This is a genomic window from Amycolatopsis sp. NPDC052450, from assembly GCF_044547565.1.
Lineage (GTDB): Bacteria > Actinomycetota > Actinomycetes > Mycobacteriales > Pseudonocardiaceae > Amycolatopsis.
The window spans coordinates 1-13,232 of record NZ_JBIUAQ010000012.1 but is presented as its reverse complement, the minus strand read 5'-3'; the positions used below and the strand labels follow the sequence as shown (position 1 = coordinate 13,232).

At 68.7% G+C, this 13,232-nt stretch carries 15 protein-coding genes; 8 read left to right on the top strand and 7 right to left on the bottom strand.

The window, feature by feature from the left end; genetic code table 11:
* Positions 1–20: 20 nt before the first annotated feature.
* Together ACIHAO_RS20950 and ACIHAO_RS20945 are read right to left on the bottom strand one after the other, a co-directional pair.
* Complete coding sequence (locus ACIHAO_RS20950) at positions 21–1,004, bottom strand: aldo/keto reductase (protein WP_396560180.1); 984 nt, start codon at positions 1,002–1,004, stop codon at positions 21–23.
* Complete coding sequence (locus ACIHAO_RS20945) at positions 1,001–1,402, bottom strand: MerR family transcriptional regulator (protein ID WP_007032012.1); 402 nt, start codon at positions 1,400–1,402, stop codon at positions 1,001–1,003. Before ACIHAO_RS20945 ends, ACIHAO_RS20950 begins: the two co-directional genes overlap by 4 nt.
* Before the next feature lie 84 nt (positions 1,403–1,486).
* On the opposite strand from ACIHAO_RS20945, the gene ACIHAO_RS20940 reads away from it, so the two are divergent.
* Complete coding sequence (locus tag ACIHAO_RS20940) at positions 1,487–2,080, top strand: TetR/AcrR family transcriptional regulator (RefSeq protein ID WP_396560178.1); 594 nt, start codon at positions 1,487–1,489, stop codon at positions 2,078–2,080.
* Between the two features lie 492 nt (positions 2,081–2,572).
* Here ACIHAO_RS20940 and ACIHAO_RS20935 read toward each other — a convergent pair whose 3' ends face one another.
* Genes ACIHAO_RS20935 through ACIHAO_RS20920 form a run of 4 tightly spaced genes read right to left on the bottom strand, consistent with a single transcriptional unit; the run spans position 2,573 to position 5,583 of the window.
* On the bottom strand, positions 2,573–3,853 hold the full coding sequence (locus tag ACIHAO_RS20935; protein WP_396560176.1) for a hypothetical protein: 1,281 nt from the start codon (positions 3,851–3,853) through the stop codon (positions 2,573–2,575).
* Positions 3,850–4,443: an RNA polymerase sigma factor gene (locus ACIHAO_RS20930; protein ID WP_396560544.1), complete on the bottom strand. Its 594-nt coding sequence runs from the start codon at positions 4,441–4,443 to the stop codon at positions 3,850–3,852. Before ACIHAO_RS20930 ends, ACIHAO_RS20935 begins: the two co-directional genes overlap by 4 nt.
* Positions 4,444–4,497: 54 nt before the next feature.
* Entirely contained in the window at positions 4,498–5,121 is a 624-nt protein-coding gene (gene upp, locus ACIHAO_RS20925) for a uracil phosphoribosyltransferase (protein ID WP_037332384.1), read from the bottom strand.
* 18 nt (positions 5,122–5,139) lie between these two features.
* Positions 5,140–5,583 carry a protein-tyrosine phosphatase family protein gene (locus tag ACIHAO_RS20920; RefSeq protein WP_396560174.1) on the bottom strand — a complete coding sequence of 148 codons (444 nt, stop codon included), beginning with the start codon at positions 5,581–5,583 and terminating at the stop codon, positions 5,140–5,142.
* A 105-nt stretch (positions 5,584–5,688) separates the two neighbouring features.
* Here ACIHAO_RS20920 and ACIHAO_RS20915 point away from each other — a divergent pair, with 105 nt between their 5' ends.
* From ACIHAO_RS20915 to ACIHAO_RS20895, 5 genes are read left to right on the top strand one after another with little or no spacing between them, the layout of a single operon-like run.
* On the top strand, positions 5,689–6,297 hold the full coding sequence (locus ACIHAO_RS20915; RefSeq protein WP_125796731.1) for a DUF1707 domain-containing protein: 609 nt from the start codon (positions 5,689–5,691) through the stop codon (positions 6,295–6,297).
* A gap of 22 nt (positions 6,298–6,319) precedes the next feature.
* Positions 6,320–7,477 (top strand): serine hydrolase domain-containing protein, encoded by a 1,158-nt coding sequence (locus ACIHAO_RS20910; RefSeq protein WP_396560172.1) that lies wholly within the window; start codon positions 6,320–6,322, stop codon positions 7,475–7,477.
* 19 nt (positions 7,478–7,496) lie between these two features.
* Positions 7,497–8,471 (top strand): deoxyribose-phosphate aldolase, encoded by a 975-nt coding sequence (gene deoC / locus ACIHAO_RS20905; protein ID WP_396560170.1) that lies wholly within the window; start codon positions 7,497–7,499, stop codon positions 8,469–8,471.
* Between the two features lie 3 nt (positions 8,472–8,474).
* Positions 8,475–9,908: an aldehyde dehydrogenase family protein gene (locus tag ACIHAO_RS20900; RefSeq protein ID WP_396560168.1), complete on the top strand. Its 1,434-nt coding sequence runs from the start codon at positions 8,475–8,477 to the stop codon at positions 9,906–9,908.
* Positions 9,901–10,767 (top strand): aldehyde dehydrogenase family protein, encoded by an 867-nt coding sequence (locus ACIHAO_RS20895; protein WP_396560166.1) that lies wholly within the window; start codon positions 9,901–9,903, stop codon positions 10,765–10,767. The genes ACIHAO_RS20900 and ACIHAO_RS20895 overlap by 8 nt, the downstream gene beginning before the upstream one ends.
* A 62-nt stretch (positions 10,768–10,829) precedes the next feature.
* Here ACIHAO_RS20895 and ACIHAO_RS20890 read toward each other — a convergent pair whose 3' ends face one another.
* Positions 10,830–11,468 carry a TetR/AcrR family transcriptional regulator gene (locus tag ACIHAO_RS20890; RefSeq protein ID WP_396560164.1) on the bottom strand — a complete coding sequence of 213 codons (639 nt, stop codon included), beginning with the start codon at positions 11,466–11,468 and terminating at the stop codon, positions 10,830–10,832.
* Positions 11,469–11,684: 216 nt separating this feature from the next.
* Here ACIHAO_RS20890 and ACIHAO_RS20885 point away from each other — a divergent pair, with 216 nt between their 5' ends.
* A complete protein-coding gene (locus tag ACIHAO_RS20885) occupies positions 11,685–12,899 on the top strand; it encodes a cytochrome P450 (RefSeq protein ID WP_396560162.1) in 1,215 nt (404 codons plus the stop codon).
* 8 nt (positions 12,900–12,907) lie between these two features.
* Complete coding sequence (locus tag ACIHAO_RS20880; RefSeq protein ID WP_125788969.1) at positions 12,908–13,102, top strand: ferredoxin; 195 nt, start codon at positions 12,908–12,910, stop codon at positions 13,100–13,102.
* Positions 13,103–13,232: the final 130 nt, after the last annotated feature.

Here is a 13,232-nt window from a genome sequence, read left to right as displayed (position 1 = left end):
CTCTCGCAATTCTTTCGGTGTTACTTGCCGGCGGCGCGGGCGAGCCGCTCGGGATAACGCTCACCGGCGATCGCCTCGGCGGGCGCGGCCTTTCCGATGGCCTGAATGTCCACTTCGGACAGTTTCAGGTCCGCGGCGGCGGCGTTCTCTTCGAGATACTTGCGACGTTTGGTGCCCGGGATCGGCACGACGTCGTCACCCTGGGCCTGCACCCAGGCCAGCGCGAGCTGTCCGGCGGTGACACCCTTCTGCTCGGCCAGCGCGCGCAACGCCTCGACGATCGCCATGTTGCGCTCGAAGTTGCCCTCGGCGAAGCGGGGCAGCCCGCGGCGCATGTCGTCCGCCGGAAGGTCCTTCACCGACGTCACGCTGCCAGTGAGGAAACCGCGGCCGAGCGGAGAGAACGGCACGACGCCGATGCCCAGCTCGCGAACGGTCGAGAGGATCTCGCCTTCGATGCCGCGGGTCCACAGGGACCACTCGCTCTGCAGCGCCGTCACCGGGTGGACGGCATGCGCGCGACGGATCGTCTCGGCACCGGCCTCGGAGATTCCGGCGTAGCGGATCTTCCCCTCCTGGACCAGCTCCGCGAGCGCGCCCCAGGTCTCTTCGATCGGCGTGTTCGCGTCGACGCGGTGCTGGTAGAAGAGGTCGATGTGGTCGACGTTCAGCCGTCGAAGCGACTCTTCGCAGCTCTGCCTGACGTACGCCGCGTCGCCGCGAGCGGACATCCCGCCGTCCTGGTCCCAGACGATGCCGAACTTGGTCGCCAGCACGGCCTGGTCCCGCTTACCCGCGATCGCGCGGCCGACCAGCTCCTCGTTCGCTCCGTCGCCGTAGACGTTCGCGGTGTCGAGCAAGGTCACGCCCAGTTCGAGGGCGCGGTGGACGGTGGCGATCGACTCCGTGTCGTCGTCGTGGACGCCGTACGCCGCACTCATCCCCATGCAGCCGAGCCCCTGCGCCCCGACCTCCAGGCCGCCGAGCCTCCTGGTGCTGATCACGCTGAAATTCCCTCCACGGTGGCTCCGGTGCCGAGCACCTTGCGTTCCACCTGGTCGTAGTGGTCGATCTTGTAGTCGAGGATGTCGAGGCAGGTCTGCAACTCGGCGATCCGGTCGGCGACCGATTTGCGCTGGTCGACCAGGATCGCCTTGCGCCGCCCAGCGCTCGCCGCCCCGTGGTGGCGCAGGGAGGCGTACTCCCGCATCCGCTTGATGGGCATGCCGGTCAGGCGCAGCTTGGTCAGGAACCCCAGCCACCCGAGGTCGTCGTCGGTGTAGGCGCGGCGCCCCGCGGCGTCCCGCGCCGGGGGCTCGACGAGTTTGATGCGCTCGTAGTACCGGAGAGTGTCGATGGACAGTCCGCTACGTCGCGCGGCTTCCGCTATCGAGTAGCTCATGCGAACGACACTACGACCTGGAGTGCGCTCCAGGTCAACTCCGAATCCGAGCGATTGATAACAGCGTTGCGTTACCCTGGGCGTATGCCCCGCCCCAGGACGCACGACGAGAATCTCCGGCTGAAACTACTGGACCGCGCCGGCGAGCTCATCTCGGCCGACGGCCCGAAGGCACTCAGCCTCCGCAAACTGGCCGCCGACGTCGGCACGTCCACCACCGCGGTCTATTCACTCTTCGGCGGGAAAACGGACCTCGTCGGCGCCCTCTTCGCCGAGGGCTTCCGGCGCTTCGGCCGTCGGATGTCCCGAGTCACCCTGAGCGGCGATCCGGTCGAGGACCTCGTGCGGCTCGGCGTCGCGTACCGGGAAAGCGCGCTGGCCGACCCGCACCTCTACGCGATCATGTTCACGAAGTCGGTGCCGGGTTTCGAGCCGGTGGAAGAGACCTCCGAGCAGGCTCGCGCCACGATGGCACCGCTGGAGGAGACGATCCGCAAAGCCATCGCCGACGGCGTCTTCCTCGACCTGCCGCCCGAAGTCGTCACCGTGGCGTGCTGGGGATTCGTGCACGGACTGGTGTCGCTGGAACTGAACGGGAACCTGCCGGAGAAGTTCACCGTGAGCACCGCTTACGAGACCGCGCTGCGGGCGAACGCCTCCGGCTGGCTGCGCCGGTGACCTGCGTTTAGCGGGCTAAACGCGCTCCGGCCGTTGCGCTGGGCTGGGCTGGGTGCGTCCGGACCGGAACGCGGTCCGTGAAGGCCTCCTTGAGGGACTCTGGGTCCCTCAAGGAGGCCTTCACGGACTTTCGGGCCCCTTCCCCGGCGAGGGCGCGTCGCGTTTAGCGGGCTAAACGCGCTCCGGTGGCGAGCGCACGTCGCGTCGCGTTTAGCCCGCTAAACGCGCTCCGGCCGCCGGACCGGAACCCTGCTGCGGGATGCCGTGAGGGCCTCCTTGCCTACCTTCAGGGTAGGGAAGGAGGCCCTCACTACCTCGCCACCTACGCGGCCGGGATCGCGTCGCGTTTAGCGGGCTAAACGCGCTCCGGAGGCCGCGCCACCCCCGCTCAAGTACATGAAGGACCCCTTCCTTGCTCCTAGCTCCGTGAAGGCCCCCTTCATGTACTTCCCCAAGCACCGGATCGCGTTTAGCGGGCTAAACGCGCTCAGTTCAGTAGAGCGGAAGCGTCCCCTGGTACAGGGTCACCCCAGCCGCGTCCACGACGGTGACGCCCACCCGCGCGTGCTCGTAGTCATCACTGACCCCGTCCGGCACCCAGGCCGCGAAAGTCCCGTCCGCGACCGTCGCGTCGATCGTCGTGCCGGTCCCGAAGTCGAGCTTCACGCCCGCGGCGGCCTCGGGAACGACTCCCAGATACGTGTTCCGGACGGGGACCGGGTTCCCGTTCCGGTCCACCCTGCCGACCGTTTCGGCCTGCAACGTGCGCACCGGCCCCGCGGACCGCGGCTGGTCGGGAAAGACCCGGTAGTACTCGGTCTTCCCGTCCGCGTACCCGAGTCCGCCTTGGCACACGATGGCCTGGCCACCCAGTCGAGCGACGACGACTCCGACATCCTGGCCTTCGAGGTACGCGCCGACCCGGTAGGCGTCCTCGTCGGCCACCGCTTCGGACGCTCCCCTCGTGCAGGTGTTGAAGAACTCACCCGCGGGCGTGGCCCGGTCGGGAACCGGGAACACCGGTTCGTCGAGCCTCGACACGGCAGGCTCCGGCGCGGGCCGAAGGGGGTACGGCGCCTGGTACCCGGGCGGCCGGGATTGCTCCCCGGGAGTCGGCCCGACCGCGTAAGTGGTCCGCGACGGCTTCATCGGCGCGATGTGCACGAACAGGTTCCCCGGCCGGAAGACCGGGATGTCCCGTGTGGACTGTGACGCCTCGTTCTGCCCCGTCAGCTCCACTTTCGGCCAGTCCGGATCGGCGATGCCCGCGACCGTCCCGGCCCGGGTCACCAGCAGGGCCGCGGTTCGCGCGCCGTCGGTGTAGGCGGGAACGGCGTTCGGGTCGGACACGGTCGCCGTCATCAGCGTGGTCTCGCAGAAGAAGGGTTTGTCGTCCGCCGTCATCGCGACGACGGTGACCGGCGGCGAAACGGCGGTGAACCGCGGCACCCATTCGTTCCGTGCCGGGAAGCTCGCGGCCCTTCCCTCGGCCTGGACGGCGGCCCAGCACCGGTTCATCGCCTCCTCCGCCTTCGGCCAGTCGAGGGAGAAGTCAGGGTTCGCGACGACGGGGCCCTGTCCGTCCGGCTTCCGGATGAGCACGGTCGTGATCAGAGCGCCCGCGAGGACCAGGACGACGGCGGCCGCCGCGGCGACGATCGGCCAGCGCCGCCGGACGGGTTTTCCCATTCCCTCCCGCAGGGACATCCGCAGGTTGTCGAGCAATTCCGGGGGGAGTTCGCGCCTGCCGGGCAGGCCGAGGTCGTCGGTCATTTCTCCTCCAAGGCGGCCCGCAGCTGCGTACGGGCCCGCGAGATGTGGGCGCGAACGGTCACCTCGGCGACGCCGAGCAGTTCGGCGGCGTCGCCGAAGGAGAGATCACCGAGCAGGCAGAGTTCGACGGCTTGCCGCTGCGATTTCGGCAGCTTCGCGACCAAGGCGAGCACCTGCCGAAGGCGGTCTTCGCCGTCGAGCTGGTCGACGACGGTGTCGGCGTGGTCGGACACCGACCGGGGTTCCGGCAGCCGCCGGACGAGCCGGAGCCGCCGCCCGGTGCTGCGGTGTTCACCGCGCGCGAGGTTCCCCGCGACGGTGTACAGCCACGGCAACGCGCTGTCGCGGATGAGCGTGATGTCCGCCCGGCGCCGCCAGGCGGTGAGAAAGGTCGTCGAGGTCAGGTCTTCGGCCGACGCCCACGACCCGGTGAGCCGGTAGGCGTGGTTCCACACCGGCTGGGCGTGGCGTTCGAACAGCTCGGTGAACGCCCCGTGATCACCGCCCGCGGCCGCCCGCCAAAGCTCCGTGTCGCTCCTGTCGGGAGGAGGTTCGCTCGAGTCCACCGGCACCCCCACCGTTCCGGTCACTGTTCTGGTCACATCTGTCAGTGACCGGCAACGGCGGAGATGTTGCGAAACGGGTCAGACGGCCCCGTACTGCCGGTCTCCCGCGTCCCCGAGGCCCGGCACGATGAAGCCGGAGTCGTTCAGCCGCTCGTCGATGCTCGCGGTCACCACCCGCAGCGGCAGCCCGGTCTTCTCCAGGTGCTCGATGCCCTCGGGCGCGGCGAGCGCGCAGATCGCGGTGACGTCGGTGGCGCCCCGGTCGGTGAGCAGCCGGATCGTGTACTCCATCGAGCCGCCGGTCGCGAGCATCGGGTCGAGCACCATCACCGGCCGGTCGGCGAGCGATTCGGGCAGCGACTCGAGGTACGGCGTCGGCTTGAGCGTCTCTTCGTCGCGGGCGAGGCCGACGAAACCCATTTGGGCGTCCGGGATCAGCTTGTGCGCCTGATCCGCCATCCCGAGCCCGGCACGCAAGACCGGCACCAGCAGCGGCGGGCTCGCCAGCGCGTAGCCGTCGGTGCGCGCCACCGGCGTGTGGATCCGCTCGATCCGCACCGGCATGTCGCGCGTGGCTTCGTAGACCAGCATGACGGTCAGTTCGTGCAGCGCCGCGCGGAAGGCGGCGCTGTCGGTGCGCGCGTCGCGCATGGTGGAGAGCCTGGCCTTGGCCAGCGGGTGATCAACGACGTGCACATCCATGCCGGTCAATTTAGCCCGTCAGGCCTGCCGCGCGAACCAGCCGACCCAGCGGCGCTGCCACGGCGTCTCCACCGAACGCTTGTCGTGGTTGGCCCGCGCCCACGCCACCGCCTCTTCGGCGTTCAGCCCGGAAAGGGTGGCGAGACAGGACAGCACCGTGCCGGTCCGCCCCACTCCGCCGTAACAGGCGACCTCGACGGCTTCACCCGCCGCCGCCCGGGTGTGCAGATCGACGATCCGGCTCCGCGCGTCCGCCCAGTCCGTCGGCAGCAGGAAGTCGGGCCAGCGGATCCACGCCCGCTCCCAGTCCATTTTGTGATCGTGTTTCCGGCGCAGCTTCGCGCCGCCCAAATACAGGCCGAAATCCGGCGAAGGCCCCTCTGGCCAGGGGCGACCCAGGCCCCGTCCGCGTACTTCGATCCCGTCCGGCAGCGTGACGGCGCCGGGTAGTGAGTTCCCCATCACGGGAGGATGCCACTGTCGACCATAAGATGGACGCTTGGCCCTCCCGTCGGCGCTAGGCTCCTCCAGGTGAGTGAAGAGCCGGCCCTGCCGGGCCCCGAACAAATGCGCATCTCCGACGCCGACCGTGAGCAGGTCGCGCAGGTGCTGCACGCGGCGATGTCCGAAGGGCGCATCACCATCAACGAGCTGGAAGAACGGCTCACCATCGTGTACGCGGCCAAGACCGTCGGCGACCTCAAGCCGGTCACCGCGGATCTCCCGCAGTCCCGTTCGGCGATCCAGCCGTCGGCGTCGCGCGCGCTCGGCCTGCCCGACGATCGCATCGGCGGGCATCCGGGTTCCGGCGCGTCGATCGCCGTCATGTCCGGCGCGTCACGCAAGGGCAGCTGGGTCGTCCCGCCGCAGCACAACAGTTTCGCGTTCTGGGGCGGCACCGACATCGACCTGCGATACGCGCGCTTCGCCGAGAAGAACACGACGATCACCGCGGTCGCGATCATGGGCGGGATCGACATCATCGTGCCCGACGACATCAACGTGGAGGTCACCGGAATCGGCTTCATGGGCGCCTTCGAACTGGAGGACCGCGCCGGGACTCCCCCGGCGCCGCCGACCGCGCCGACGGTGAAGATCACCGGCCTGGCGTTCTGGGGCGGCGTCGTCGTGAAGCGGAAACCGCGTAAGAAGGACGTACCCGAACTGGAAGCCTGACCTGAACTGGGGGGTTCATCACATGCGCCGAAGTTTCGTCGCGATCGCTTGTGCCGCACTGCTTTCCGTCACCGCCTTCCCGGCGGTGGCCGCTGAGAAGACCGATCCGCGTCAAGCCGCGATGGACGCGGCGGTCGCCGCGGGCATCCCGGGCATGGTCGCCGTCTCCGACGGATTCCGCGGCGTCAGCGGCGTCGCGAACATCGACCGGCCCGGCAAGCCCGACGCGGCCGGCCGCTGGCGGATCGCGAGTGTGTCGAAGGTGTTCGTCGCGACCCTGGTCCTGCAACTCGTGGCCGAAAAGCGCGTCGGGCTGGACGAGCCCGTGGGGCGTTACCTGCCCGGGCTGCTGCCGTACCCGGAGCCGATCACCGTCCGCCAGCTGCTGCAGCACACCAGCGGCCTCCCGCGCGATCTGGCTCCCGAGGACACCTGGGCATCCGGCCCGGAGGTCGACACCGAACGCTTCGAGCACTTCGACAGCGACGACCAGATCCGCCTGAGCGTGACGAAGCAGCCGCTGCAGTTCAAGCCCGGGACGAGCTGGGCGTACTCCAACACCGGCTACAACGTGCTCGCCCTGCTGGTCGAGAAGACCACGCGGAAGCCGCTGGAACGCGCGCTCGCCGAGCGCGTCACCAGGCCGCTGCACCTGCGCGACACCTCGCTGCCCCGCGACTTCCCGTTCCTGATCGGCGCGGCCGCCCGCGGCTACGAGCAGCTGTACGACGCGCCGCGCGGCCTCACCGACGTCACCACCTACAACTACTCGCGGTACTACGGCGCGGGTGGAATGGTGTCTTCGGGCAAGGACCTCAACCGCTTCTTCGAGGCTCTGCTCGGCGGCCGTCTGCTGCCCGCGGACCTGCTCGCGCAGATGAAGAAGACGGTCCCGGCGGGCGGCATGGAGTACGGCCTCGGCCTGATGAAGGTGAACCTCAAGAACGCGGGTATCTGCGCCGAGGACGTCACCGTCTGGGGTCACGGCGGCGACCTGCCCGGCTTCGCCACCCTCAGCTTCCGTGACGAATCCGGCAAGAACATCTCCACGCTGGCCACCGTCGACCTCACCGCGTCGCCCGAGGCCGCGCTCAAGCGTCAGCTGCCGATGGTCAGCGAGTTCTGCGCGCCGGTGCTGCCCGCACGGGCCGCCGCCCAGGCCCCGGTGCCCAGCTTGTAGGCCGCCTACACTCACCCGTATGACAGCTACGACCAGCTCGTCAGCGGCGACGGCCACCCCGTCGCCGCTGGCGGACGCGACTCGCGACGAGGCGAGCCTGCGCCGGTTCCTGCACGGGCTGCCTGGTGTCGACCAGGTCGGCGTCGAGCAGCGGGCGGCGGGACTCGGCACGCGCAGCATCAAGAAGGCCGCCAAGCTCTGGGCGATCGACACCGCCATTTCGATGGTCGACCTGACGACCCTCGAAGGCGCCGACACCCGGGGCAAGGTCCGCGCGCTCGCCGCGAAGGCCATGCGGCCGGATCCGGACCGCCCGGACACCCCGCGGGTCGCGGCCGTGTGCGTGTACCCGGACATGGTCGAGACGGCTGTCGAGGCGCTTCGCGGCACCGGCATCCACGTCGCGAGTGTCGCCACCGGCTTCCCGGCCGGCCGCACGAGCCGTGAGATCAAGCTGGCCGACACCAAGATCGCCGTCGACGCCGGAGCCGCCGAGATCGACATGGTGATCGATCGCGGCGCCTTCCTCGAAGGCCGCTATCTGGAGGTCTTCGAGGAGATCCAGGCCATCAAGGCCGCCTGTGGCGACGCCCACCTCAAGGTCATCCTCGAAACCGGCGAGCTCGCCACCTACGACAACGTCCGCCGCGCGTCCTGGCTGGCGCTGCTGGCGGGCGGCGACTTCATCAAGACTTCCACCGGCAAGGTCGCGCCCGCCGCGACGCTGCCGGTCACCCACGTGATGCTGCAGGCCGTCCGCGACTGGTTCGTCCAGACCGGTGAACTGCGCGGCGTCAAACCCGCCGGTGGCATCCGGACGACCAAGGACGCCATCAAGTACCTGGTCGCGGTGCACGAGGTCGCCGGCGAGCAGTGGCTGACCCCGGACCTGTTCCGGTTCGGGGCGTCCAGCCTGCTCAACGACCTCCTGCTGCAGCGCCGCACCCAGGCCGACGGCCACTACAGCGGTCCCGACTACGTGACGGTGGACTGATCCATGGGCATCTTCGAGTACGCGCCCGCGCCCGAATCGCGCGACCTCGCGAACCTCAAACCGCATTACCGGCCGTTCGTCAACGGCGAATTCGTCGACGGCTCGGGTGAGCCGCTCAAGACGATCAACCCCGCGACCGAAGAGGTGCTCGCCGAGGTCGGCACCGCGTCGGTGTCCGATGTGGACATCGCGGTGAAGGCCGCGCGCAAGGCGTACAACAGTGTCTGGTCCAAGATGCCGGGCGCCGAACGCGCCAAGTACCTGTTCCGCATCGCGCGCCTGATCCAGGAGCGGTCGCGGGAGCTGGCCGTGCTGGAAAGCCTCGACAACGGCAAGCCGATCAAGGAATCGCGCGATTCCGACGTGCCGACGGCCGCCGCGCACTTCTTTTATCACGCGGGCTGGGCCGACAAGCTCGACTACGCGGGCTACGGCCCGAACCCGAAGCCGCTCGGCGTCGCGGGGCAGGTCATCCCGTGGAACTTCCCGCTGCTGATGCTGGCGTGGAAGATCGCGCCCGCGCTCGCCACCGGCAACACCGTGGTGCTCAAGCCGGCGGAGACCACGCCGCTGACCGCGCTGGTGTTCGCGGAGATCTGCCAGCAGGCCGAACTGCCGCCCGGCGTGGTGAACATCCTGCCCGGCGCCGGAGACATCGGCGCCGCGCTCGTGGGCCACGGCGACGTGAACAAGGTCGCCTTCACCGGATCGACCGAGGTCGGCAAGGCCATCCAGCGCCAGATCGCGGGCACCGCGAAGAAGCTGACGCTGGAACTGGGCGGCAAGGCGGCGAACATCGTCTTCGATGACGCTCCGCTGGACCAGGCCGTCGAGGGGATCGTCAACGGGATCTTCTTCAACCAGGGCCACGTCTGCTGCGCGGGCTCGCGTCTGCTGGTGCAGGAGTCCATCGCGGAAGAGGTGCTCGAAAAGCTCCGCTACCGCGTCTCGACGCTGCGGCTGGGCGACCCGCTGGACAAGAACACCGACATCGGCGCGATCAACTCCGCCGAGCAGCTCGCGAAGATCAAGGGCCTGGTGGAGTCCGGCGACGCCGAGGGCGCGCAGCGCTGGACCAGCCCGTGCCCGGTGCCGGAACGCGGCTTCTTCTTCGCTCCCACCGTGTTCTCCGACGTGCAGCAGTCGATGCGCATCGCCCGCGAGGAGATCTTCGGGCCGGTGCTTTCGGTGCTGACCTTCCGCACGCCGGACGAGGCCGTCACCAAGGCGAACAACACGCCGTACGGGCTCTCCGCCGGAATCTGGACCGAGAAGGGCTCGCGCATCCTGTGGATGGCGAACCAGCTCCGCGCCGGTGTCGTCTGGGCCAACACGTTCAACCGCTTCGATCCCGCCGCGCCGTTCGGCGGCTACCAGGAGTCGGGTTTCGGCCGCGAAGGCGGACGCACCGGACTGGAGGCCTACCTCGATGTCTGACCGTATTTCGGTGGCGAAGACCTACAAGCTCTACATCGGCGGCAAGTTCCCGCGCTCGGAGTCGGGCCGGGTGTATCCGGTCACCGACAGCAAGGGCAAGTTCCTGGCGAACGCCTCGCACGCGTCCCGCAAGGACGTCCGCGACGCGGTTTCCGCCGCCCGCAAGGCTTTCGGCGGCTGGTCGGCGGCGACCGCGTACAACCGCGGCCAGGTGCTGTACCGGGTCGCGGAGATGCTGGAAGGCCGCCGCGAGCAGTTCGTCGCGGAGGTCGCCGCGTCCGAAGGCGTCGCGGCCAAGAAGGCACAGTCCCTTGTGGACGCTTCGATCGACCGCTGGGTCTGGTACGCGGGCTGGACCGACAAGATCGCGACCGTGCTCGGCGGAGCCAACCCGGTCGCCGGCCCGTACTTCTCCTTCACCGTCCCGGAACCGACGGGTGTCGTGGGTGTGCTGGCGCCGCAGCAGTCGTCGCTGCTGGGCCTGGTGAGCGTGCTCGCACCGGTGCTGGCGACGGGTTCGACGGCCGTGGTGGTCTCCAGCGCGGACCGGCCGCTGCCCGCGATCACGCTTTCGGAGGTCCTGGCGACGTCCGACCTGCCCGGCGGGGTCGCCAACATCCTGACCGGCCGCGCGTCGGAGCTGGGTTCGTGGCTGGCCTCGCACGGGGACGTCAACGCCCTCGACCCGACGGGCGCGGAGCCGTCCGCGCGAGCGGACCTGGCGCGCGATGCCGCGGGCACCGTGAAGCGTGTCCTGACCGTCCCGGACGCCGAGCCGGACTGGACCGCCGACGCCGACATCGCGCGGCTGCGGCGGTACCTGGAAGCGAAAACCGTCTGGCACCCGCTGGGCGTCTAACCCGAAGCGCGTGAAGGCCCCCTTGCTACACCGCAATTAGTCATCTAGATGCGCAAGGGGCCTCACGCGTCCAGGTCGGCGCCGGTCAGCGGCCGTCCCGGCAGCGGCTCGTTCCCGCCGACGGCCCGCAAGCCGTCGATCATGATCCCGATGCAGCGCCGGGTCGCCATCCGCGCGACCTCCTCGCCCTTGCCCGGCATCTGCCGCAGCAACGTCGCGAACAGGATCGCGACGTCACCGGTGGCGACGTCCGTCCGGAGCCTGCCCTCCGCCTGCGCGCCGCGGACGAAAGCGTCCATCACCATGACCAGCTCGTCACGCAGGGCCTTGATCGCGGGGTCACTCTTCAGGATCACCAGCGCGCGTGGCGACACCATCGCGAGCTGGATGCTCAGCTGAAGCTCCATCGACTGGTGCAGGAGCCGGATCAGCGCGTCCCAGTCTGAGGATTCCTGGTCCCTCGCGGCTTTCGCGTCCCTCAGGACCCGGTCGAAGTTGTCGACGGCGACCGCCCGGATCAACGCGTCCCGGTCCGGGAATCGCCGGTAGAGGGTGCCGACGCCGACGCCCGCCGAGCGCGCGATCTCCTCCATCGGGACCTCGGCGCCCTGTGCGGCGAAGATGGCTCTCGCGGCGGCCAGGATCTGATCCCGGTTCCGGCGCGCGTCGGCGCGCAAGCGGGTCTCGGGGTCGGCAGTCATGATCCTCGCCTCTCGAAGGGTCCTTCAGGGCCGTGATTCTCGCATGTAAGGGCGTTCCCTTCACGCTTCCCGGGAAACCACCCCTTCGCGAGTGGACGACCTGTCTCCACTTGAGTACCTTGGTGGCATAAGCGGAATGAAACCATCCGCATACGTTTTGGGGTCCCCTGTCCGATATCGCCCGAGCCCACCCGACACCTGGGGAAGGACAACCCGATGACTGACGTCGAGGAAACCACCGCGACTTTGCCACTGGCCCGGAAATGCCCGTTTTCGCCGCCGCCCGAATACGAAACGCTTCGCACGGAAAGCCCGATTTCCCGGGTCGGCCTGCCGTCCGGCCAAACCGCTTGGGCACTCACCCGGCTCGAAGACATCCGCGAAATGCTGAGCAGCCCGCATTTCAGCTCCGACCGGCGGAATCCGTCGTTCCCGCTGATGGTGGCGCGGCCGGTCCGCCCGGAGGACGATTCGTTCCGCCCGTCCCTCATCGGGATGGATCCGCCGGAGCACAGCCAGGCCCGTCGTGACGTCGTCGGGGAATTCACCGTCAAACGGATGAAGGCGCTCCAGCCGCGAATCCAGCAGATCGTCGACGACCACATCGACGCCCTGCTCGCGGGCCCCAAACCCGCCGATCTCGTCCAGGCGCTTTCCCTGCCGGTGCCGTCGCTGGTGATCTGCGAACTGCTCGGTGTCCCTTATTCGGACCACGATTTCTTCCAGGCGTGCAGTTCCAAGATGCTCAGCCGGGAGGTCAGCCCCGAAGAACGGCAGACGGCGTTCGAGAGCCTCCGGAACTATCTCGACGAACTCGTCACCAAGAAGGAAGCGAACGCCACCGAGGACGACCTCCTCGGCCGCCAGATCCTGAAGCAGCGGGAAACGGGCGAGGCCGACCACGCCGAACTCGTCAGCCTGGCGTTCCTGCTGCTCATCGCGGGCCACGAGACGACGGCGAACATGATTTCGCTCGGCACGGTGACTCTGCTGGAGAACCCGGATCAGCTGGCGAAGATCAAGGCGGACCCTGGCAAGACGCTCCCCGCGATCGAAGAGCTTCTGCGGGTCTACACCATCGCGGAGACGGCCACCTCACGCTTCGCCACGGCGGACGTCGAGATCGGCGGCACGCTCATCCGCGCCGGTGAGGGCGTCGTCGGCCTGAGCAACGCGGGCAACCACGATCCGGACGGGTTCGAGAACCCTGACGCCTTCGACATCGAACGCGGCGCCCGGCACCACGTCGCGTTCGGGTTCGGCGTGCATCAGTGCCTCGGCCAGAATCTCGCACGGATGGAACTCCAGATCGTGTTCGATACGCTGTTCAAGCGTATTCCGGGCATCCGGATCGCCGTTCCGGTCGACGAGCTGCCGTTCAAGCACGACTCGTCGATCTACGGCCTCCACGCCCTTCCGGTCACCTGGTAGGAGGATCCATGAAGATCATCGCGGACACCGGGAAGTGTGTGGGCGCGGGCCAGTGCGTGCTCACCGACCCCGATCTGTTCGACCAGAGCGAGGACGACGGGACCGTCATCGTGCTGAACGCCGAGCCCGAAGGCGATGAGGCCGAGGAGAACGCTCGCACCGCCGTGCACATTTGTCCGGGGCAGGCCCTGTCGCTCGCGTGAGGCGTGGGGCGTGGGGGGGGGGGGGGGGGGGTTTGTGTTTTGTTTAAAAATAAAACACAAAACAACCCAACCAACCCCACCCCAAAAAAAAAGCCAACCACACAACAACACAAACACCGAGGTAGGGGGA